Here is a 22,090-nt window from a genome sequence, read left to right on the forward strand (position 1 = left end):
ACCGCGCGAAAAAGAACGAATGTGAGTTCGGATAAAAACGGCCGTCGTCAGTAGTCGAGGCGCTCGACGATTTTCGCGTCGAGGTCTTCGCGGAGTTCCTCGACTTCCACTTCGTCCAAGACGGGGACGAAGAACCCTTCCACGAGCATGTTCTTGGCCAGTTCGTCCGGCACGCCGCGCGAAGTCATGTAGAACAGGTCTTCCTCGTCGACCTGTCCGACCGTCGCGGAGTGGCTGGCTTCGGTGTCGTGGTTGTTGATGATGAGCTTCGGCGACGCGTCGGCCTCGCTCCGGTCGGAGAGCATCAGCGTGTTCTCACGCTGGTAGGAGCTCGTGTCCCACGCCTCTTTGCCGACGTCCTGGACGCCCTCGTAGACCGAGCGCGCTTCGTCGTCGAGGACGCCGCGGGTCACGAGGTCCGCGGTCGTGTGCTCGTTCTTGTGCCAGACGCGAGCGGCGACGTCGAAGTGCTGGTCGTCGTGGCCGAAGAACGCGCCGACGGTCTTCGTCTCCGAGCCCTCGCCGTCGAGCGTCGTCTCGACGGAGGACTTGGTGAGCCGCGAACCGACGTTGCCCTCGACCCAATTGACGGTGGCGTGGTCGGCGGCGGTGCCGCGCTTCAGCGTGTAGGTGTAGGTCTCCTCGTCGACGTCCTGTAGGGAGCCGTACTGGACGTGACTGTTCTCGCCGGCCGAGATTTCGACGAGTCCGCTGTAGTAGCGTTCGCCGTCCAGTTCCTCGCTCTCCTGGCGCTCCAGAATTGTCACCGAACTCGATTTCTCGGTGACGACGAGCGTGTAGTTGAACAGCGACTGGCTCTGCATCGTCGTCCGAATCGTCACGTCCTCCGCGTCGACGCCCTCGGGGACGTAGACGAGGGTACCGGACGTGAACAGCGCCGCCGACAGCGCCGTCAGGTAGTTCTCCTGCGGGTCGATGACCGAGCCGAAGTACTCCTCGACGATCTCCTCGTGTTCGTCCAGCGCGTCGGACAGCGAGAGGACGGAGACGCCTTCGGGTTCGACGCGCTCTTTCTCCTCCGCGGCCGACAGCGGGTCGACGAAGCTGTCGTAATCGAGCGAGTCGAGGTTCGTCCAATCGCGGCCCGGCGTTCGGATGACCTCTGGCATGTCGAGTTCGGAAAGCGCATCGAGCGCTTCGAGACGCGTTTCGAGCAGCCAGTCGGGTTCGTCGAGGTCGCCCGAAATCTCGCGGACGGTCTCCTCCGAGAGGGTGCTGTGAACCTGCGTGCTCATCCGAGACTGCCCTCCATTTCGAGTTCGATGAGGCGGTTGAGTTCGACCGCGTACTCGATGGGCAGTTCCTCCGTGATGGGTTCGATGAACCCGCTCACGATCATCTGCTTCGCGTCGTCGTCGTCGAGGCCGCGGCTCTGGAGGTAGAAGACGTCCTCGTCGCCGATCTTCCCGACGGTCGCCTCGTGGGCAACGTTAACGCGGTTCTCGTTGATCTCCATGTACGGCATGGTGTCCGACGTGGACTCGTTGTCGAACATCAGCGCGTCACACTCGACGGACGTGGACGAGTCCACTGCGCCTTCGCTGATGTGGACGAGGCCGCGGTAGTTCGTGCGGCCGCCGTCCTTGCTGATGGACTTGGACTCGATGGTCGAGTTGGTGTTCGGCGCGTTGTGGTAGACCTTCGCGCCGGTGTCGATGTTCTGTCCCTCGCCCGCGAAGGCGATGGAAATCTGGTTCGCGGACGCGCCGCGACCCTTGAGGATGGAACACGGGTAGAGCATAGTGGACTTCGACCCCATGCTTCCCGAGACCCACTCCATGCGGCCACCGGCTTCGACGATGGCGCGCTTGGTGTTGAGGTTGTACGTGTTCTTCGACCAGTTCTGCACGGTCGAGTACTGGACGTGAGCGTCGTCGCCGACGAACACCTCGACGCCGCCGGAGTGGAGGTTGAACGCGGAGTACTTGGGCGCGGAACAGCCCTCGATGTAGTGGACTTCGCTACCCTCTTCCGCGATGATGAGCGTGTGTTCGAACTGGCCCATCCCTTCGGAGTTCATGCGGAAGTACGCCTGCACCGGCATCTGGACGGTCACGCCCTCGGGGACGTAGACGAACGACCCGCCGGACCAGACCGCACCGTGGAGCGCCGCGAACTTGTTGTCGCTCGGCGGCACGCACTTCGTCATGAAGTACTCTCGAACGAGGTCCTCGTGCTCCTGAACCGCTTCGTCCATGTTGCAGAAGATGACGCCCTTTTCCTCCCACTGCTCCTGCATGTTCTGGTAGACGACCTCGGACTCGTACTGGGCACCGACGCCGGAGAGCGCGTTGCGTTCGGCCTCCGGGATGCCGAGTTTGTCGAAGGTGTCCTTGATGTCGTCCGGGAGGTCGTCCCAGTCGTCCGCGCCGCCGCGCTTGTCCACGTCGGGGCGGATGTAGGGGACGATCTCCTCGACGTCGAGTTCCGAAAGGTCGGGCTGGCCGGGCCAGTCCGTCGGCATGGGCATGTTCTGGTAGTGTTCCAGTGCGCGGAGACGCCGCTGGAGCATCCATTCGGGTTCGTCCTTGTCCTCGCTGATGAGGCGGACGACCTCTTCGGTCAGCCCCTTGTCGGACTTGACCGCGGCCCGCTGTTCTTTCTTGAACTCGAACCGTTCTTCCGTATCTGTCTCTTTCAAGTGATCCTGATCTGAACTCATGCTAACACCTTATGCGGTCTCGTAGACCTGGTCGCGAACCCAGTCGTACCCCTTGTCTTCGAGTTCTTCGGCGAGCTCCGGGCCGCCTTCCTTGACGATTTCGCCGTCGAGCATGATGTGAACCGTATCGGGTTCCACATAGTCGAGGATACGCTGGTAGTGGGTGATCTGGAGGATGCCAGTTCCCTGTTCGTCGCGGAGTGCGTTGATTCCTTCCGATACGTCCTGCAGGCGGTCGATGTCCAGCCCCGAGTCGATTTCGTCCAGCACCGCGATGGACGGTTCGAGGATGGCGGCCTGCAACACTTCGTTCTGCTTTTTCTCACCGCCGGAGAACCCGGCGTTGAGGTAGCGCATTGCGAACTTCTCGTCCATGTCGAGCAGTTCCATCTTCCCCTTGAGGAGTTCCTGGAACTCGGCGACGCCGACTTCGCCGTCGTCCGCCGGGCCTTCCATCGGGCTGGTGTCATAGCCGGATTCTTCCTCTTCTTCCTCAACTTCGTCCTCCTCGCTGAAGAGGTCTTCGCGCTCTTCGAGCTTCGCGTTGAGCGCGGTGCGGAGGAAGTTGGACATCGTGACGCCTTCGATTTCCGCGGGGTACTGGAACGCGAGGAAGATGCCGAGCGCCGCGCGCTCGTTCGGTTCCAGTTCGAGGAGATTCCACGTGCGCATGTCCTCGGGAATCTCGATGTCTTCGAACTCGTCACCCTCGAGGTGAAGCAGTACCTCTCCCTCGGTGACTTCGTACGCGGGATGGCCCGCGATGACTTTCGATGTCGTCGATTTTCCGCTGCCGTTCGGTCCCATCAGGGCGTGAATCTCGCCGGATTCGACTTCGAGATCGACGCCGTTGAGGATCTTTTCGCCTTCTTCCACGACCTCCGCGTGGAGATTTTTCAGTTCGAGCGTTGCCATTGTTAGGTTCACCTAAGTCGTTTGGAGCAAGGGTAGGTCGTCCCATAACCGTTTCGCATTCCTGTGCAATCGGTTTTCGGAAAGGAAAAAATTGTTTTCCACATAGAAAGGTGGGTGGTTCGATTCACAGCCGCGTGATAGGTGAAAACAACCGCGGGATTACATGAAGCTACTGAGACCGGTCTGTTGCTGGCCCGTCTTCACTTCCTCCCACGAGATGCCGAGCGCCTCCAGAACCCGCTCGATGGGTCCTTTGAGCGTCTTATCGAGCATCTTGTCCCAATCGACTTCGAACTCGTCGGGAATCTGGTCGGCGTACTCGAAGCAGATGACGTCCTGTTCGTGTTTGAACTCGCCGTACAGCGTGTCCGGGCGGGCATCCAACTCCTTTTCGCGCTCGATTGTCTCGAAGTACGCCGGATGCACCTTCTTCAGATAGAGGCGTTTCGGCTTGCTCCCGCGCTGGAAGTTGGTTCCGAGGAGGAGGTTCGCGTACTTCGCGCCGCGCACCTGTGCCGTGTCGGTGTCGTAGTTGTCGAGTCGTTTCCCGATGCCGCCCGGAATGGCGACATCGTTCAGATCGACGTTCCCTGCCTGAAAGTCCTCGATGATGTCGTGGACGTACTCCTTTACGTTGTCCAAGTCCTCTCCCGTGACTATCATCTCGATGACCTGCCGCTGGACTTCCTTCGTGATGGGCGCGATATCCGAGCGCTTGTACTCGAACCCCGTGATGTCGATGTCGTCTACGTCCTTGCCCTCCTTCCAGACGATGTAGCCAGCGTAGCGCTTTTTCTTGCCCGCTTGGAAGAAGCGGCGATACAGTTTCTCGAACTCGATTTGGAAGCGGTGTTCGTTCGCGTTCAACTCCTCGCGCGCGAATTCAGTGTATCGGGAGTTGATGTGCTCCTCGATTTCGAACGACTGCTCGATAGCCTCGTCCTTCCCGATGTCGCCACCGAGTTCGAGCATCACGGAATCGGTGTCCCCGTACGCCACTTCGTAGTCGATTTCGTTCGCCGCCGTCTCCGTGAACTCGATGACTTCCCGACCGGTGGCGGTGATGGCCGCGCCCATCTCCTTGTCGTAGAGGCGGAACCGCTCCCATCCCAACACGCCGTAGAGCGAGTTCATGATGACCTTCACTGCCTGTTGCTGTTGGTCGTAAATCTCGTACTCGGCGCTGTTCGGGTCGTGTTCGTTCCGAAGCGCCTTCTTTTCCTCGCGCTCGCTCAACGTCTCGGTGATGATTTCCCGAACGATTCCGTCAGGTTCTTTCCGGAAGTGGCTCCCGTTCGGCGCGACGTACGTGTCACCGTCGTACTTGTCGGGGTTCACCGACGTTTCCGGCGACAGGTTGAGCGTCACCATACACATCGGGTACAGCGACTTCAGGTCGAGCACCGTGACGTTCTCCTTGACGCCGGTAATCGGTTCGAACACCGCGCCGCCCTCGTAATCCTCCGCCTCGAACTGTCCCTTCGACGGAAGCGCGAACTGCCCGTGGGCTTTGTGCAGAACGTACACGTCCACCGCGTCGCCGGGCGTCGTCGCGTCTTCGAGTTTACAGCCGACGAACGACGCGACTTCCTGCCAGAACGCAACGATATTCTGCTTTCTATCGAGTTCGACACAGAGTTCCACGTCACGAACGTTGTATTCGAGCAGTCGCGCCGGGTTCTGCTCCCAGAGGTCGCCGATATCGCCCGCGTAGCGCTCCTTCCCGACGCCGAGTTCGGTTTCGCCGACCGCGTCCAGTCGATAGGAGTCGAGCTCGCTGAACTGGGTTCGCTTGTACGCGTACAGCAGGTCGAAGACGACGCGACCCTTGACCGTCGGGCCGCCCCAGTCGCTCCGCCAGACTTCGTTCACGCGCGAGAGTCGGTTGTAGTCGAGGTCGTAGTCGTGGTGCGGTCCCTCCAACCGCTCGAGTCGGTCGAGGAAGTACGGCGCGTCGAAGTCCTCGAAGTTCCACCCCGTCAGTACGTCGGGGTCGGTGTCGTCGATGTAGTCGAGGAAGGCCGACAACATCTCCTCTTCCGTCTCGAACGTTCGAACGTCGATGTCCGGTCCATCTCGAAGCGGTTCGTAGTCCGGGAGCGCGGCGGGGAGGTCCGCATCCCCATCCCCATCCGGCGCGTCGAACAGCCACGCGATGTACTCGTCGCGGTAGGAATCGTGGCTGGTGAGACAGATAATCGGTTCCTCGCCGTCCTCCGGAAAGCCGGAGCGGTCGTCTACTTCGATGTCGAAGGTGTGTACGCGAAGGTTCGCCTGCACGTCGGCCGCCTCGACTTCGCTCTCCTGCACGACGATAGCTCCGTCCTCACGGCGGCGCTCGGGAACCCGAATCCCGCTGTTGATGTCCTTGTCGATGAGAAAGCGGTTGGGAAAGAGGATGTCGGCCTCGAAGTGGTCGAATTCGTCGCGGATGTTACCGACGTCCCGCGGCGTCCGTCCGAATATCTTGGTCAACTGCTCGCCGCGGATGCTCTCGTAGCCCTCCTCGGACCCCGTAATCCGCCCGTCGTTCAGTTTGCCATCGTTCAGCGTCTCCGTCGGCGCGTAGAAGTACGGCCGAAACCCGACGACGCGAACGTGCTGCTGTTCGTCGTCCGGTGTCCGCCCGAACACGTGGATGATGGGTTCCTCCTCGTCACCACTGCCGTCGATGGTGTAATCGACTTGCGTCACCGCCAGCTCGATGGTCCCCTGCGATTCGGGGAGCCAGTCGGTATCGGCGTCCACGACGTTCGCCGTCGTCGATTCGTTCCCCGCAACGGCGTGGGCTTCCGCCGCGGGACGCGCTTCTCCGCCCGCGAAGTCGCCAAGCCCAGATTGAGTCATGTCGATTGTTTTTGGCGCTTCCGGGTAAAAACCCTCCCGTTTGTGCCAGTCGGGAGAGGGGAAAGAGATTTAATGTGTTAACTCATAGCACAGGATGAGGTCAAGCCAATGTCTGACCGTGCAACAGAGGACGGAACGCTGGACCGCGCAGAAACCGAACTTCCGGTTCCCGACGAGCCGATGAGTTCGATCGAAGCCTATGAGACGGAGGATGGTGTCGTATTCTACGACGCCAACAATCCCCTTGGTTGGCTTAAGGCGTCCAGCACGGTCACGCTAGAGAAACATATCTGAATCGAGCGTCTCGAATATCTGAACCGATCGTCTCAATCGAACGCCTGCATCGACTCCGAACGCTTTTGCCGTTTACACACGAACCACGACCACGGTGTTCGACAAATTCGGTCACGACGATGAGGGTTCCGAAGACCCGGGTGACGCTCCGGAAGCCGACATGACTCCGACCGTAGACGACCCGTCGGAGCGTCTCCGCGTCGACGCCCCGTCGGTACGTGACTACAGCACGGTGGACGCCGACCCGGAACTGCAAAAGGAGTTCTGGTCGCAAGTCCTTCTCTTCAACATCGCCCTGTTCTGTCTCAGCCTCGGCCTCATGCTCGTCGCGTTCCGAAGCCAGTGGACGTTCGGCGGCGGACTCGTCGCCGTCGGTCTCTTCGCGTTCGGCCGCGGCTATCGTCGGTACCGTAACGTCCAGAAGGACTAACCGTTCGCCGCTGCTATCCCGAGCCATGCGAACCGTCCGCGACGAATCGGGGCGACGATATCTGCTGGTCAAGCGGTCGAGCGATTCGAGCCTCGTCCGCGACCCGCGAACGGGAGAGGAGCGCTACGTCGAAAACGACCGCCTCGATGCCGCGGACGGCGAGTCACCGCTCGAAACGTCCGCACGACGGATTTCGCCGCCGGTCAGACGGATACTCACTGCCGTGCCGAACGACCGTTCGATCGGCCTGTTGATCGAATTCTACGACCGTGGTCCCCTTCCCGCCCGCTCGCTCGTCTCGGCGTACGACCTCTGTGAAAGCGACCTGCACGGGCTGCTCGCGGAGTTTCGCGCGGCTGGTCTCATCGAAGAGCGAACCGTCGCGGGCGAACGCGGCTACGGCTTGACCGATACCGCTCAGGACGGACTGGCGTCGTTAGTCGGCGACGCCGAGCAGTGATTCTCGCTGTTCGACGTGCGACCGGTTCGTCGTCGAATCCTTCTCCACGCGAACGAGGTTGTCCGCGCCGCCGACAAGTTCGTCGTCGTGACTGACGACGATTATCTGCTCGACCCCCAACTCTCGCATCGACTCGACGAGTTCGACCAGCTGCGAGACGTGGCCCGAATCGAGGAACACCGTCGGTTCGTCCAGAATGAGCGGTGGCATCGGCGCACTCCCCTCGATTCCCTCCGCGAGCAGACGATAAATCGCACACCGCAAGCTCAAGTTGAACAGCGCCCGCTCCCCGCCCGACAGCTGTTCGGGGTCGAGCGGTTCGCCGTCCTTCTGGTAAATCGTGAGTCGGTACTCGCCGTCGAGCGCGATGCGGGCGTACGAGTCGTTCTGGTAGATGAGATCGAACACCTCGTTCAACATCCGCTCCAGACTCACGACGTTTCGCTGACGGAGTTCCGCCCGCAGGTCGCCGTACATCGACTGCAAGTCGGCGGCCTCGTCGTACAGCGATTCCAGGGCGGAAACCCGCTCTTCGATGTCGTCGCGGCGGTCACGTAGCTCCTCCAATTCCTCGATTTCCCCGCGAACCGCGCCGATTCGGTCGATGACGTCGTCCCGCTGTTCGCGTAGCGACGATAGTTTGTCCGCAACCTGTTCGAGGTAGTTCTCCGCCCGCTGTTTGTTGTCACGGGCTCGCTCGACCGCCGACTCGTCGTATGCGTCACGGAGCTCCGACTGACGCGCGCGTTTATCCGAGAGATTCTCGCGACGCTGGTCGTTCAACTCGTCGAGATGACTCCGCTTTTCGGCGAGGCGGTCGAGTTCCGACTCCGCGTCCGCCTTCTTCTCCCGTACCGTCTGTATCCGCTCGATTCGCGTCCGACGGTCGGCCACCGCCTCCCGCTCCCGTTCCAGCCGTTCTATCTCCTCCCGCTGCGTTTCGGCTTTTTCCTCCAGATCCTCCGCCGACTCCTTGCGCTCCGCCGCGTCCGATTGGAGCGTCTCCGCTTCTTCCCGGAGGGTTTCTGCCTCCTCGCGTTTCTCCCGAATCGCGCTCTCCCGGTCCTCGACCAGTTGTTCGACGTTCGTCCGGTTGTTCCGGTGCTCTCGGACGCGGTTTTCCGCGGTGAGGAGGTCCTCCGCGTCATCGATTCGCGTTTCGAGGCGCGTCCGTTTTTCACGAAGCGTTTCGACGTTCTCCTGCAGTTCGGATACTCGCTTCCGGTCTTCGTCTATCGTATCGACGTGCGGCGATTCCTCGACCGGTTGACCACATTCCGGGCACTTTCCGGCGTCGAGGAGGCGTTCCGCCTCCGCCACCTGCTCTTTCGCGGTTCGAAGGTTCGCACGGACGTTCGTCTCCTCCTCGCGGCAGTCTTCGAGGTCCGAACGGAGCGACTCGAGATGGTTCTCGGCCTCCCCGAACTCGACCGGTGCGTCCGCGAAGCGTTCGCGGTACGACTCGATTTCGTCGTCGATTTCGGTCAATTTCTCGCGGCGGTTTTCGAGTTCCGCCGTCGCCTCTTCGACTTCGGTATCGAGTCGGTTCGCCCGCTCTCGTTTCTCCGCCGCCCGGGATTCGAGGTCGGCCACGCGCTCGCCGAGGTTCGACGCCTGATTGTCGAACATCTGGACCTTCATGCGATGGTCTTCGAGCGTTTCCGCGAGCGACTCGTCCTCGGCATCGAGCGCTTCGAGTCGGGAGTCGAGGGTCTCCTCGTCGGCGCTTTCGAGGTCCGTTTCGGCGAGCAGCGCGTCCACTTTCGAGGTCAGTTCTGCGATGGTCTCCCGAACGTCGCTCGCCCGCTTTCGGCACTCCTCGCGCTCGTGTTCCGTCTCGGTTATCTCGTCTTGAAGCGCCTCGATATCCGTTTCGAGGGAGTCCAGTTCCGCCCGCTTCTCCTCCGACGTTTCGAGGACGGCTTCCGCGTCTTCGAGCGTCTGCCGCGCCTCGTCGCGGTTCCCTTCGAACCGCTCTATCTCCGATTCCGTCTCGTTCCGCTTCGATTCGAGGTCGTTCAACAACCTGTGGAGGTTCTTTTCCTCTTTCGCTTCGATTTGGGATTCGAGTTCGGAGTAGCTCCCGCGTCGGTCGTCAAGGACGCTTTTGACGCCGAGGCGGGCGTCGCTCGCTCGTTCCCGGTACTCCTCCAATTTCCCGAGTTGGAGGAGGTCGTCTATCATGTCCTGGCGCTGTGCCGGGGTGGCGTTGATGAGTTTGTTCACCTCGCCCTGCCGGACGTAGGCGCAGTTGACGAACGCCTCCGCGTCCATGCGAAACAGGTTGACGATGTGAGAGCGCACGTCGCGGGCACCGTCGATGCTTCCGTCGGGCGTTTCGAGGACGCATTTGGCGGTCTGGGCCGACTCACCCGTCGCACGAATCCGACGGTGGACATGGTAGTTTCCGCCCGCGTGGGTGAACCAGAGTTCGACCTCGGCGTCCTCCGCGCCGATGGTGACGACATCTTCGAGCGTTCTGTCGAGCGCCCGTGCACCGTACAGCGCGAAGAAGCACGCTTCGAGCAGGGAAGATTTGCCGCTCCCGTTGAGTCCGTGGATGACGGTGATACCCGGTTCGAGTGCGAGGTCTGCGTCCTCGTAGCACTTGAAGTTCGAGAGGCGAACGCGCTCGAATTTCACAGATAATCCTCCATCGATATCTGTCCGTCAGCACCGTCGTCGGTGGCGGCGCTAGACTCGTCGGCAGCTGTGTTCGTATCGTCGGTTGCGCTGTCGGAATCCGCAACGGCCTCGGCGGGCGGTGACTCCGGTTGAGACTCGTCCACAGAGGAATCTCCCGACGGCGACTCCGCCGCCGAATCGTCTTCGGCGTCCGTGTCGTCGGTCGGTTCCGAACGCACCGACACCGAAACCGTCTCGGCGTCCGACTCCGCCGTTTCGGCGTCCGATTCCTCGGCCGCAGTGTCGCTCGTCTCCGCCCCGTCTTCGTCGGGGGCGTCGGCTTCCGCCGGGTCGAACGCGGCGGTATCATCCGAAATCCTCGTTGCTACATGCTCTTCGACCGCATCCCGGACGTTCGAATCCGCGACCTTGCTGGCGCGAACGAGTTCGTCCAGTTCGTTCGCCGCTTCGCTGAGTCCCATCTCCCGGACGCGTTTTCGAACGGCGTCGTCGGGGTCGGCGAACGAAACCGAGAGGTCCTCGGATTCGGCTTCGATTTCGCGCCGGTCGGTCACGCGGGCGACGAGCGCGCCCTCGTCCAGCGCGAACTCCTCGACGCGGGCGGGTGTCACGTCGGTTCCCTCGCCCTCGATGGAGACGAGGACGACCGACTCGTCCACGTCGTGCTCCCGAATCGCCTCCCGAACGAAGTCGATTCCGTCCCCCTCGGCGAGCGTGACCGAAACGAACTCGAAATCGCGGGTCTCGATTCCGCGTCGCGTAATGGTCACGTCGTCCTCGAAGTGGACGATGTTGTATCCCCGGTCGTCGCGCTCGCTCGCGCTCGCGCGCTCGGTCGAACCGCAGTACGTCACCCACGCGTCGGCGACGCGCTCCTTGCCCGGTTTGTGGTTGTCGCCGAGCAACATCGCGTCGAAATCGACCGACGCCTCGGTCAGCACGTGTTCGGCGTTCCAATCGCCGAAGTCGAACGGCTGAAACAGGCCGTGTGCGACGAGCGCGGCGGATTCGGCGTCGTGCGCCTCGAACTCGTATTCGAGGTCGTCGCGCTTCGAGACCGGTACGTGGTCCAAGCCGTAGAAGGCAGTATCACCGACGAGAACGGGAGACGGTCCGAGCCGCGTCGCAAGTCCCAACGTCTCGAAGAGGTCGAGCCACTGCTGACCGTGCGTGCTCTCGTGGTTCCCGACGATAGCGAGAAACGGGATGTCCGCCCGACGAAGCTTCCGGAGGACCGAAATCGTCCCGTGGAGGTCCACGAGTCCGGGTCGGCGGTCGTGGAACAGGTCACCGGCGTGGACGACCGCATCCACGGCGTCCTCGATGGCGTCCTCGACGACTCGGTCGAAGGCGGCAAGAAAATCGTCCCGTCGCTCGGGCGAATGATACTGACGATACCCGATGTGAGTGTCGCCCGTGTGAATCACCCGTGTCATTGGTTCAGCGATAAGTTCCCGTCTCATAAATTGTTTCCGTGACTGCCGCGTTTACACCGACATGACGTTTCAGACGTCTCACATACCTCCCGACACGCTCGATGACCTCGGTCGTTCCGTTTCCGCCGAGGAAAGCGACGATTCGATTTCCGTCGAGGCACCGTTCACTGGAGAGCGAATCGGCGACGTACCGGCGTGCGCTCCGCGGGACGTGACGGCGGGGGTTTCGCGCGCTCGAACGGCCCAGACGGAGTGGTCGTCGTGGTCGATGGAGCGGCGGGCGGGCGTCCTGTCTCGATTCCACGACCTCGTGTTGGACCGGCAGGATGAACTGCTCGACGTGATGGTGCTCGAGAGCGGAAAGGCCAGACGAGACGGCTACGAGGAGATTCTCGACGTTGCGACCAACGCGCGATACTACGCCGCTCGCGCCGAGGAATTCCTCCGGCCGCGGCGACGTGACGGGGCGATTCCGCTCGCCACGAAGACGATGGAGTACCGAACGCCCGTCGGCGTCGTCGGCGTCATCGCGCCGTGGAACTATCCGCTCACGCTCGCCGTCTCGGACGCGATTCCCGCGCTCCTTGCCGGAAACACGGTCGTGTTGAAACCCGCCGAGGAGACGCCGTTCACCGCGCTCCTCGCCGCGAAACTGCTCCGGGAAGCGGGACTGCCGGAGGACGCCTTTCGAGTCGTCACTGGTTGGGGTGACGAGGTGGGTCCGGCGCTCATCGACGCCGTGGATTTCGTGAGTTTCACCGGTAGCACCGAGACGGGACGAACCGTCGCGGAACGCGCCGGCAAGAACCTCGTGAAATGTTCGCTCGAACTCGGCGGGAAGAATCCCATGCTCGCGCTCGACGACGCGGACGTGAGCGCCGCGGTCGAAGGTGCGATTCGGGGCTGTTTCACCAACGCCGGACAGCTCTGTCTCTCCTTCGAACGGTTGTACGTGCAGGACGGCGTGTACAACCGGTTTCTCTCTCGATTCGTGGAACGGACGCGCGAACTGTCGATGGAACCCTCGCTCGACTACGACGTGGAAGTCGGGTCGCTCGTCTCCGAGCGGCAGTTCGAGAAGGTACGGGAACACGTTAACGACGCCGTGAGCAAGGGCGCGACGGCCGTGGTCGGTGGGAACGCCCGTCCCGACGTGGGACCGTACTTCTTCGAGCCGACGATTCTGACGGGAGTAACCGAAGAAATGACGTTGGCGCGCGAGGAGACGTTCGGGCCGGTGGTCGCCGTCTCCCGGTTCTCGGACGACGAGAACGGAATCGCGCTGGCGAACGACTCCGACCGCGGACTGAACGCGAGCGTCTGGACGACGGACTCCGACCGCGGATGGGAAGTCGCTCGTCGAATCGACTGCGGGACGGTCGGAATCAACGACCCGTATCACGCGATTTGGGCGTCCGTCGACGCGCCGATGGGCGGGATGAAGGACTCGGGAATCGGCCGCCGTCACGGCCGGGAGGGGATTCGAAAGTACACCGAATCCCAAACGGTCGCCGAACAGCGGTTCGCCTCGGTCGCCTCGCCCCGTCAGGTTCCGACGAAGTGGTACGCCCGTGCGATGACGAGCGTGATGCGCCTGTTCAAGCGAATAGAGGAGGGATGGTAGATGAGCGCCTTCCTCACCGGTTTCCCCGGCTTTCTCGGGTCCGCACTGACGGAGCGACTGGTCGCACGCGGCAGCGACGTCACCTGCCTCGTCCAGCCCAAATATCGGCGAACCGCCGAGCGACGAGCGCGGGAAATCGAACGCGCACACGCGTCCGACGGACAGGTCGAACTCGTGGGCGGGGACATCACGGAAGTCGACCTCGGAGTGGGCGAGGCGGTCGAATCGTTGCAGGCCGACACCGAAGCGGTCTATCATCTCGCGGCGGTCTACGACCTCGCGGTGAGTCGGGAGGTCGGGATGGCCGTCAACGTGGAGGGAACGAAAAACGTCCTCGACTTCGCGGACGGCTGTGAGGGCCTCCGACGGTTCCAGTACGTGAGCACGTGCTACGTGAGCGGGCGCTACGATGGGACGTTCACCGAGGACCACCTCGTCGAGGGCCAGCGGTTCAACAACTACTACGAGACGACGAAGTACCTCGCCGAGGTCGCGGTCCAGGAGCGAATGGAGTCGGGGTTGCCCGGGACGATTTATCGGCCCGCAATCGTCGTCGGGGACAGCGAAACCGGCGAGACACAGAAGTACGACGGCCCGTACTACCTGCTTCGGTGGCTCATGCGCCAACCCGGCGTGGCGGTCACGCCCGTCCTCGGTGACCCGACGGCGCACGAGGTCAACGTCGTCCCGCGGAATTTCGTGGTCGATGCCATCGCCGAACTGAGCCGACTCGACGAGTCGGTCGGGAAGGTCTACCAACTCTGTGACCCGAATCCGTCGACGGTGGACGAGATGCTTCGCGCCTTCGGCCGAACGACCGGAAAACGGGTCGTCCGAGCGCCCGTTCCGAAAGGCGCGCTGAAACGCGTGCTCTCTCGGTTCCCGGAACTGGAGATCGAACCCGCGACGCTCGATTACTTCGACCACCCGACGAGCTACGCGTGTGAGAACGCGGTCGCCGCGCTCGAAACCGCGACCGGTGGCGAGATTCAGTGTCCCGCGTTCGGTTCCTACGTCGGGAATTTGGTCTCCTTCGTCCGTGAACACCCGGAACTCACGCCCGACGCGATGGTATGAGCGCGATGGCGTGAGACGGCGGGGAGAAACGGCACGCCTCGGCGAGGTGGAAGACGAACGCGAGGGAATTGCGAAACGCGAAATGGCCACGGATAGCCGTCGTTGGCCGCGGCATGAGATATAAACGCTCGGGAATCGGAGACGGACGCTCTACGTTAGAGGTCGAGCGTGTACAGGCGTTTTCGGGCGTCGGAGAAGGAAAACCGCGAGTCCACGAGGTCCTCGTCTTCGAGACGGGTCAGCGCGTAGCGGACGGTTCGCGGCGGGAGCAGCGTCTCGTCCGCGAGTTCGCTCTGAGTCATCGTCTCGTTGTACTCCAATACCTTTGCGACTAGCTTCGCGCTCGGCGGCAGGTCGCGGATGGCCGCGGTCGAATCCACGTCTTGCAGCCGGTTGTTGGTCGTTCGTGATAGCTCTGGGGCGCTCATCACATGTCCGTTTTGAATACAGGGTAATAATATTTCCTGTTCGTTCTTATTACTGTAAGGAATTAAAATCCACGTGTGATTGCGGTGTAGCAACAGGTCGGTCACCCGAAGCCTCTTAAGATACAGGCCCTTATCCCGAGTTGATGACCGACACTGTGGATGACGTAGAACTCCCCTACGACGAGGAGAGTACGTCCCAACAGGAACAAATAGAGGCTCTCCAAGAACGTCTCGATGTCCTCGAATCCCAGAACGAGGAGATGCGGGACAAGCTTCTCGATGCGAACGCAGAGAACAACAAGTATCAGCAGAAACTCGAACGGCTCACCCACGAGAACAAGAAGCTGAAGCAGTCGCCGTTGTTCGTCGCCACGGTACAGGAGATTACCGACGAAGGCGTCATCATCAAACAGCACGGCAACAACCAAGAGGCGGTCACGGAAGTGACCGAGGAGATGCGCGAGGAACTCGACCCCGACGCGCGCGTCGCCGTGAACAACTCCCTCTCTATCGTGAAGACGCTGGACGACGAAACCGACGTTCGCGCTCGCGTGATGCAAGTCACGAAGAGCCCCGAAGTGACCTACGAGGACATCGGCGGACTGGAAGAGCAGATGAACGAGGTCCGCGAGACGGTCGAACTGCCGCTCGAAAATCCCGACATGTTCCAAAAAGTCGGTATCGACCCCCCGAGCGGTGTCCTCCTCTACGGCCCGCCGGGAACCGGGAAGACGATGCTGGCGAAAGCGGTCGCCAACCAGACCGACGCCACGTTCATCAAGATGGCCGGGTCCGAACTCGTCCACAAGTTCATCGGCGAGGGCGCGAAACTCGTCCGCGACCTGTTCGAAGTCGCCCGACAGCACGAACCCGCCGTGCTGTTCATCGACGAAATCGACGCCATCGCCTCGAAGCGTACCGACTCGAAGACGTCCGGTGACGCGGAGGTCCAGCGCACGATGATGCAGTTGCTCTCAGAGATGGACGGCTTCGAGGACCGCGGCGAAATCCGTATCATCGCGGCGACCAACCGCTTCGACATGCTCGACCGCGCCATCCTTCGGCCGGGCCGCTTCGACCGCCTCATCGAAGTCCCGAACCCCGGCGAGGAAGGCCGCGAGCAGATTTTCCGCATCCACACCCGCGACATGAACATCGCGGACGACGTGGACTACGAACACCTCGCCGTCGAGACGGGCGACGCAAGCGGTGCCGACATCAAGGCCATCTGTACCGAGGCCGGGATGTTCGCCATCCGCGACGACCGCACCGAAATCACGATGCAGGACTTCGTCGACGCCCGAGAGAAGATAGAGCAGGAAGAAGAAGAGAACGACGAAGTGTCCAAAACGTTCGCCTGAGTTGGTCGGCCTCCTCCGGTCTCCGGACTCGAAGCTTCCTGTGACACAGTTGCGGTTCGGTTTTTCTCATTTCGTTTTCGTCGCGCTCGTCAGCTTCGGAGTCGCAACGCTCGTCGAGGGACCGCGATTCACACCAGCGCCGTAAAAAGTACGTAGGGAACGCCGAACAGCAGTATCGTCATCGACACGAGAATGAGCAGGTACGAGCCGACCGTGCTCGCCGCGGTCATCCATGCGGGGTGTTCGAAATCGGCGGGAAGATTCATACCGAACGTTTCGTCTCCCCCGTCTAAACGCTACCGGAGTGGTCAGCGGAGGATGTCACCAATTCGGCGGGCCTGCCCGCCTATCGCGGGGTCCTTCTCCACGATACGGAGGACTTGGTGGTCGGTCACGTCGTAGTAGGATTTCCCCGTCGCCTCCTCGATGAGGTCCTTGGAGAGGCGGAATTCGGTTCCTTCGTAGACGACATCGACACCTTCGTCATCGAACGAGAGCGTGGTCATACCACGGCGTTCGCCGCGGTCGGGTAAAAAAGCTACAGAACGCGGCCGGGAAAACGAAGCGCGGAGAGCGGAAAGCGGAAATCGACGGAGCGGAATCGTCACGGCACTCGTCCGTCGGACGATTACTCCACGGTTTCGCTCGACATCTCCGTCGCGGGAACGCCCGCAACGGTCGCGCCCGGCGGAACGTCCCGCGTCACCAGCGAATTGGCCGCGACCTGTGCGTTCGCGCCGATTTCGACGCCCGGGAGGATAATCGCGCCAGCGCCGATCATGGCGCGCTCGCCGATGACGACTTCGCCGGTCCGGTACTCGTCCTGCAGGAACTCGTGACAGAGGATGGTCGCGTCGTAGCCGATGATGGCATGGTCCTCGACGGTGATGAGGTCGGGCCAGAACACGTCGGGCGTCGATTCCAGTCCCCACGACACCCCGCGGCCGACCGTGACGCCGATTTTTCGGAGGAGCCAACTCTTCAACCGAAGGCTCGGATTGATCCGAACGAGCCAGATGACGAGGTAGTGTATCGCAACCCGAAGCGGACTCCGGGCGTTCGTCCAGTACTGCAAGGAGTTCAGGCCACCGGGCGTCGTGTGGTGCGCGATTCGCTCGTGGCGCCGGGTCGTGTCGTCGCTCACGACATCGACTTGCTTTCGAATTAGCTTGAACCTACCTTTCTCTCGGTCTACGGAGCACCGAATACCATTCCACGGCAGTCGCTAGCAGTCTATCAGTTCGAAGAATGGTTCGAGGTCGGCGACGGCGGCGGTCGGTTCTACCGTACCGTCGTCGCGGTCGAATTCGACGATTCCCATCCCTTCCAGTCGGGGGAGGTGGGAGTGGTGAAGCCCGGTTTCGATACGATCGACCTGACGGTCGGTTTTCGAACTCGTCTTTTTGGCGAGTTCGGAGACGGTCGTCGCACCGTCGCAGTTCAAGAGGACGTCGAGGACACGTCGACGCTGACGATGCCCCAATGCCTCGAAGATTTCGTCCGTGTTCAGCTCTCGTTTCATACCGTATCAGTCCGTATGTAATGGCTTGAGTATGGGCCGATTGACGGTCCCGTAGTGTGGTCGTTACGATCAGTTACGCAGTGCCTGTACGTGGTCGATCCGTCGCTGTACGAGCTCCTCGGTCCCGATATCGTGGCGCATGTGTAGTCCCTCTTCGCCAGCGATCGACAGGGCGTCCTCGGCGATTTTTTCGGCGTCCGCGATGGACTCGCCGCGGCCGACGACGGCGAACGAGCGCGACGTGGTGGTGTAAATCCCGTCGTCCCGTTCGTCGACGCTGGCGTAAAACAGGATGGCCTCGCCCGCGTTCTCCTCGCTTATCTTCACCTTCGCCCCCGCTTCGGGGTCGCTCGGATAGCCGTCAGGCACCGCGTACTTACAGACGGTCGCCTCCGGCGCGAAGGAGAGTTTCGGCAAGTCGTCGCCCTCGCGTGCCGCGACGAGCACGTCGAGGAAGTCCGTCGTCAGAACCGGCAGGGTGTTCATCGCCTCGGGGTCGCCGAACCGGGCGTTGAACTCGATGACGTTCACGCCGTCGGCCGTGAGCATGAACTGCCCGTAGAGGACGCCGCGGTAGTCGTCCAACGCCGCAACGGTCTCCTTCAGCACCTCGACGGCCTCGTGGTAGTCGTCTTCCGTCATGAACGGGAGTTCGAGACTCGCGTCGCTGTAGCTCCCCATACCGCCCGTGTTGGGACCCTCGTCACCCTCGTAGGCGCGCTTGTGGTCCTGAATCGCGGGTGTGACGCGCAACTGGTCGTTCGCCACGAGCGCCTGCACGGTGAACTCCTCGCCGACGAGTCGCTCTTCGAGCACCACGCGGTCGTAATCGCTGTCGCGGAGGTACGCCTTCGCCTCCTCGTCTGTCACTTGGTCGCCGGTGACTTTGACGCCCTTGCCGCCCGTCAACCCGGCGGGTTTGACCGCGAGGTCGCCGTCGTACTCGTCGATGAATTCACAGGCCGCCTCCATGTCGTCGAAGGTCTCGAAGTCGGGGCAGCCGGGGATGTCGTGTTCCTGCATGAACCGACGCTGGAACGCCTTGTCCGTCTCGATGCGCGCCTCGTCGGCGTGGGGACCGAACGCGTAGATTCCGGCCTCGTCCAACGCGTCGGCGACACCCGCGGCGAGCGGTCCCTCGGGGCCGACGACGGCGAGCGTCGCGCCGACCTCCTCGGCGTAGGCGACGACGGCCGTCGTGTTCGTCGTCTCCAGGGTCTCGAAGCCGTCCGCGAGACGGGCGATTCCGGGATTCCGGTTGCCTGCACAGGCGTAGAGGTCGGTGTCGCTGTCGGCCAACGCTCGGGCGATGGCGTGTTCGCGGCCGCCGCCACCCACCAGCAGTACGGTCTCACTCATGTGGGCACGATGTGCGCACAGCGGTGTAAACGTTGTCGTTTGACAGCGGTAAAGTATACATATTCGTGTTCATTCCGGACCGAATCGGTCGGTCAGCATCGTGCGGAGCGACACCGCGACGTCCTCGAAGTCCGCGATGTGGAGGCTGTCGCTCGTCAGTAGCACGCCGTGGTCGCCCACGATGACGCGACTGACGAACCCGTCCGAGAACGCGCGGATGGTGAGTTCGTACTCGCCGATGGCCGGTTCGAACCCCTCGTCCGCGAGTCGTCTGTACGTCTCGTGGGTGTCGAAGCCGAGTCGTTCGTTCTCCACGAAGACGCTCTTTCGTTCTTTCGCAACTTCGCGGTCCCCCCCGTACAAGTCGCTTCGGAGGTACAGCAAATCGAATCCGTCCGGCGTAAAGTGAATGACGCTCCGAAGGGTGTCCCCGATTCCCGTCCGACAGGTCGTTGCTATCTCCTCCGCGAACTCCTCGTCGATGCCTGTTTCGGACATGTCATCACAGTACGCCAGCGACGCACATGAGTTGTTGGGTTTCCTAAAAAAGTGACCACTTCGGGACGTCGATACACCGTCGATTCGGGGAGCGAAGCGTGAAGCCACAGCACCGCAGCGGTGAACCGCTGACGACCGTCGGGTCCCCCGACGGCGAAACGGTTCCATCGAAAATCGACACCAATAGTACATTGAATCGTACCGGTGAATACTGTTTTCTCACGAAAAGCACTGTATTCTCATCGGAAATACTGAAAGCTACTAAAAAATCCTAAGATATACTATCGTTTACTATCGCGTCGGAAAACCGGCTCGTATCGAATGAATCCCCATCTTTACCTCTCCCAAACCACTGATAGACAGGTATGACCGCGCCCACCGACCGAAATCGACTCGACGAGGAGGAGAGTCCGTATCTCCGCCAGCACGCCGACAACCCGGTGCATTGGCAACCGTGGGACGACGCCGCGCTCGAAGCCGCGAAGGAGCGGAACGTGCCCATCTTCCTCTCCATCGGCTACTCGGCCTGCCACTGGTGTCACGTGATGGAGGAGGAAAGTTTCGAGGACGGGGACGTCGCGGAACTGCTGAACGAGCACTTCGTCCCGATAAAGGTGGACCGGGAGGAGCGCCCGGACATCGACGCCATCTACATGAGCATCTGTCAGCAGGTCACCGGCGGCGGCGGGTGGCCGCTGTCGGCGTGGCTGACGCCGGACGGGAAACCGTTCTACGTCGGGACGTACTTCCCGAAGCGCTCCCAGCAGGGGCGGCCGGGGTTCGTCGAACTGCTCGAAAACGTCAAAAACACGTGGCAGGAGAACCCGGAGGAGATGAAAAACCGGGGCGAGCAGTGGACGGACGCCATCGAGGGCGAACTGGAGTCCACGCCCGAGGCGGACGACGCGCCCGGCCCGGAACTGCTCGGAAGCGCGGCCCAACAGACCGTCCGCACCGCCGACCGCGAGTACGGCGGCTTCGGGCGCGGCGGACCGAAGTTCCCGCAACCGGCGCGAATCCACCTGCTCCTCCGGGCGTACGATAGGACCGGCGCGACCCAGTACCGCGACGTTGCGGTCGAGGCGCTCGACGCGATGGCCGACGGCGGCATGTACGACCACATCGGCGGGGGCTTCCACCGCTACGCGACCGACCGGAAGTGGACGGTGCCGCACTTCGAGAAGATGCTGTACGACAACGCGGAACTGCCGCGCGCGTACCTCGCGGGCTACCAACTCACGGGCGACGAGCGATACGCCGAACTCGTCCGCGAGACGTTCGCGTTCCTCGAACGCGAGATGCGCCACCCGGAGGGCGGCTTTTACAGCACGCTCGACGCCCGGAGCGAGGACGAGGCGGGCAACTACGAGGAAGGTCCGTTCTACGTCTGGACGCCGAGCGACGTGTACGAGGCGGTGGAAGACGAACGCGATGACGACGACATCGACACCGAAACGAAGGCGGATATCGTCTGTGAACGCTACGGCGTCACGCAATCGGGTAACTTCGAGGGGAAGACGGTGTTGACCCTGACGACGGACGTTCCGGACCTCGCGGAGAAGTACGACGTGTCCGAGGACGAGGTTCGGGGTGTGCTCGAACGGGCCACCCTATCCATGTTCGAGGCCCGCGAGGAGCGCGAACGCCCGTCCCGCGACGAGAAGATACTGGCAGGGTGGAACGGCCTGTTGATTGCCGCGCTCGCGGAGGGCGGCTTCGTGCTCGCCGACCACTACACCGACCTCGCGGCGGATACGCTCGATTTCGTCCGCGAGAACCTCTGGGACGAGGAGGAAGCGAAGCTCTCGCGGCGGTTCAAGGACGGCGATGTGGCCATCGACGGCTACCTCGAAGATTACGCCTTCCTCGCCCGCGGCGCGTTCGCACTCTACGAAGCGACGGGGAACTCGGACCACCTCGGGTTCGCCCTCGACCTCGCGCGCGCCATCGAACGCGAGTTCTGGGACGCGGAGCGCGGGACGCTGTATTTCACCCCGGAAAGCGGCGAGCGACTGGTCGCACGCCCGCAGGAACTGGCGGACCAGTCCACGCCGTCGAGCCTCGGGGTCGCAACCGACGTGCTGGCCGTTCTCTCCGAGTTCGCACCGGACGAGGCGTTCGCCGAGATACCGGAGGCGGTGCTCGAAACCCACGCCCGGACCGTCGAGTCGAACCCGTTCCAGTACGCGACGCTGGCGCTCGCCGCGGACCGCAACGCGACCGGCTCGCTCGAACTGACCGTCGCGGGCGACGAACTCCCCGAAGCGTGGCACGAGCGACTCGCGGAGACGTACCTCCCGACGCGCGTGCTGACCCGGCGGCCGCCGACCGAGGACGGCGTGGCGGCGTGGTGTGAAAAGCTCGGGGTGGAGAGTGTACCACCGATTTGGGCCGACCGCGAGTCGGCGGGCGAACCGACGCTCTACGTCTGTCGCTCCTTCACCTGCTCGCCGCCCGTGACCGACATCGACGCCGGACTGGAGTGGGCCGACGACCTCGCGCCGGAGTAG

Annotated in this window: 20 protein-coding genes; 7 read left to right on the forward strand and 13 right to left on the reverse strand. The window is 62.3% G+C overall.

The window, feature by feature from the left end:
• Positions 1-47: 47 nt before the first annotated feature.
• The 4 genes from sufD to V5735_RS02290 all read right to left on the reverse strand — a co-directional run bounded on the left by sufD (position 48) and on the right by V5735_RS02290 (position 6,445).
• On the reverse strand, positions 48-1,256 hold the full coding sequence (gene sufD, locus V5735_RS02275; RefSeq protein ID WP_423744880.1) for a Fe-S cluster assembly protein SufD: 1,209 nt from the start codon (positions 1,254-1,256) through the stop codon (positions 48-50).
• Complete coding sequence (gene sufB / locus V5735_RS02280) at positions 1,253-2,683, reverse strand: Fe-S cluster assembly protein SufB (RefSeq protein WP_423744881.1); 1,431 nt, start codon at positions 2,681-2,683, stop codon at positions 1,253-1,255. Before sufB ends, sufD begins: the two co-directional genes overlap by 4 nt.
• Before the next feature lie 9 nt (positions 2,684-2,692).
• On the reverse strand, positions 2,693-3,598 hold the full coding sequence (locus tag V5735_RS02285; RefSeq protein ID WP_423744882.1) for an ABC transporter ATP-binding protein: 906 nt from the start codon (positions 3,596-3,598) through the stop codon (positions 2,693-2,695).
• 159 nt (positions 3,599-3,757) lie between these two features.
• Positions 3,758-6,445: a DNA-directed DNA polymerase gene (locus V5735_RS02290; RefSeq protein ID WP_423744883.1), complete on the reverse strand. Its 2,688-nt coding sequence runs from the start codon at positions 6,443-6,445 to the stop codon at positions 3,758-3,760.
• 108 nt (positions 6,446-6,553) lie between these two features.
• On the opposite strand from V5735_RS02290, the gene V5735_RS02295 reads away from it, so the two are divergent.
• The 3 genes from V5735_RS02295 to V5735_RS02305 all read left to right on the forward strand — a co-directional run bounded on the left by V5735_RS02295 (position 6,554) and on the right by V5735_RS02305 (position 7,629).
• Positions 6,554-6,739 (forward strand): DUF7331 family protein, encoded by a 186-nt coding sequence (locus V5735_RS02295; RefSeq protein ID WP_007982767.1) that lies wholly within the window; start codon positions 6,554-6,556, stop codon positions 6,737-6,739.
• A 94-nt stretch (positions 6,740-6,833) separates the two neighbouring features.
• Positions 6,834-7,169: a DUF7322 domain-containing protein gene (locus V5735_RS02300; RefSeq protein ID WP_423744884.1), complete on the forward strand. Its 336-nt coding sequence runs from the start codon at positions 6,834-6,836 to the stop codon at positions 7,167-7,169.
• A 25-nt stretch (positions 7,170-7,194) separates the two neighbouring features.
• On the forward strand, positions 7,195-7,629 hold the full coding sequence (locus V5735_RS02305) for a DUF7346 family protein (RefSeq protein ID WP_423744885.1): 435 nt from the start codon (positions 7,195-7,197) through the stop codon (positions 7,627-7,629).
• On the opposite strand, the gene rad50 is transcribed toward V5735_RS02305, so the two are convergent.
• Positions 7,606-10,272, reverse strand: a complete 2,667-nt coding sequence (gene rad50 / locus V5735_RS02310) for a DNA double-strand break repair ATPase Rad50 (protein ID WP_423744886.1) — start codon at positions 10,270-10,272, stop codon at positions 7,606-7,608. The two genes, V5735_RS02305 and rad50, sit on opposite strands and share 24 nt — an antisense overlap.
• Positions 10,269-11,711, reverse strand: coding sequence for a DNA double-strand break repair protein Mre11 (gene mre11, locus V5735_RS02315; RefSeq protein ID WP_423744887.1), 1,443 nt, complete (start codon positions 11,709-11,711; stop codon positions 10,269-10,271). Before mre11 ends, rad50 begins: the two co-directional genes overlap by 4 nt.
• Before the next feature lie 61 nt (positions 11,712-11,772).
• On the opposite strand from mre11, the gene V5735_RS02320 reads away from it, so the two are divergent.
• Positions 11,773-13,335, forward strand: a complete 1,563-nt coding sequence (locus V5735_RS02320; RefSeq protein WP_423744888.1) for a succinic semialdehyde dehydrogenase — start codon at positions 11,773-11,775, stop codon at positions 13,333-13,335.
• On the forward strand, positions 13,336-14,412 hold the full coding sequence (locus V5735_RS02325) for an SDR family oxidoreductase (protein ID WP_423744889.1): 1,077 nt from the start codon (positions 13,336-13,338) through the stop codon (positions 14,410-14,412).
• 155 nt (positions 14,413-14,567) lie between these two features.
• Here V5735_RS02325 and V5735_RS02330 read toward each other — a convergent pair whose 3' ends face one another.
• Complete coding sequence (locus V5735_RS02330; RefSeq protein WP_423744890.1) at positions 14,568-14,840, reverse strand: MarR family transcriptional regulator; 273 nt, start codon at positions 14,838-14,840, stop codon at positions 14,568-14,570.
• 143 nt (positions 14,841-14,983) lie between these two features.
• On the opposite strand from V5735_RS02330, the gene pan1 reads away from it, so the two are divergent.
• A complete protein-coding gene (gene pan1, locus V5735_RS02335; protein WP_423744891.1) occupies positions 14,984-16,201 on the forward strand; it encodes a proteasome-activating nucleotidase Pan1 in 1,218 nt (405 codons plus the stop codon).
• 128 nt (positions 16,202-16,329) lie between these two features.
• Here pan1 and V5735_RS02340 read toward each other — a convergent pair whose 3' ends face one another.
• From V5735_RS02340 to V5735_RS02365, 6 genes are all read right to left on the reverse strand, one after another.
• Entirely contained in the window at positions 16,330-16,467 is a 138-nt protein-coding gene (locus V5735_RS02340) for a hypothetical protein (RefSeq protein ID WP_423744892.1), read from the reverse strand.
• A gap of 42 nt (positions 16,468-16,509) precedes the next feature.
• Positions 16,510-16,707: a DUF5800 family protein gene (locus tag V5735_RS02345; RefSeq protein WP_007982788.1), complete on the reverse strand. Its 198-nt coding sequence runs from the start codon at positions 16,705-16,707 to the stop codon at positions 16,510-16,512.
• 122 nt (positions 16,708-16,829) lie between these two features.
• Complete coding sequence (locus V5735_RS02350) at positions 16,830-17,345, reverse strand: acyltransferase (RefSeq protein WP_007982790.1); 516 nt, start codon at positions 17,343-17,345, stop codon at positions 16,830-16,832.
• Positions 17,346-17,426: 81 nt separating this feature from the next.
• Positions 17,427-17,723 (reverse strand): DUF7344 domain-containing protein, encoded by a 297-nt coding sequence (locus V5735_RS02355; RefSeq protein WP_423744893.1) that lies wholly within the window; start codon positions 17,721-17,723, stop codon positions 17,427-17,429.
• Between the two features lie 69 nt (positions 17,724-17,792).
• On the reverse strand, positions 17,793-19,082 hold the full coding sequence (gene purD / locus V5735_RS02360) for a phosphoribosylamine--glycine ligase (RefSeq protein ID WP_423744894.1): 1,290 nt from the start codon (positions 19,080-19,082) through the stop codon (positions 17,793-17,795).
• A 69-nt stretch (positions 19,083-19,151) separates the two neighbouring features.
• Complete coding sequence (locus tag V5735_RS02365) at positions 19,152-19,580, reverse strand: DUF7522 family protein (protein ID WP_423744895.1); 429 nt, start codon at positions 19,578-19,580, stop codon at positions 19,152-19,154.
• 365 nt (positions 19,581-19,945) lie between these two features.
• Between V5735_RS02365 and V5735_RS02370 the strand changes: the two genes are divergently transcribed.
• Complete coding sequence (locus tag V5735_RS02370; RefSeq protein WP_423744896.1) at positions 19,946-22,090, forward strand: thioredoxin domain-containing protein; 2,145 nt, start codon at positions 19,946-19,948, stop codon at positions 22,088-22,090.

Source organism: Haladaptatus sp. SPP-AMP-3 (assembly GCF_049568665.1).
Lineage (GTDB): Archaea > Halobacteriota > Halobacteria > Halobacteriales > Haladaptataceae > Haladaptatus > Haladaptatus paucihalophilus.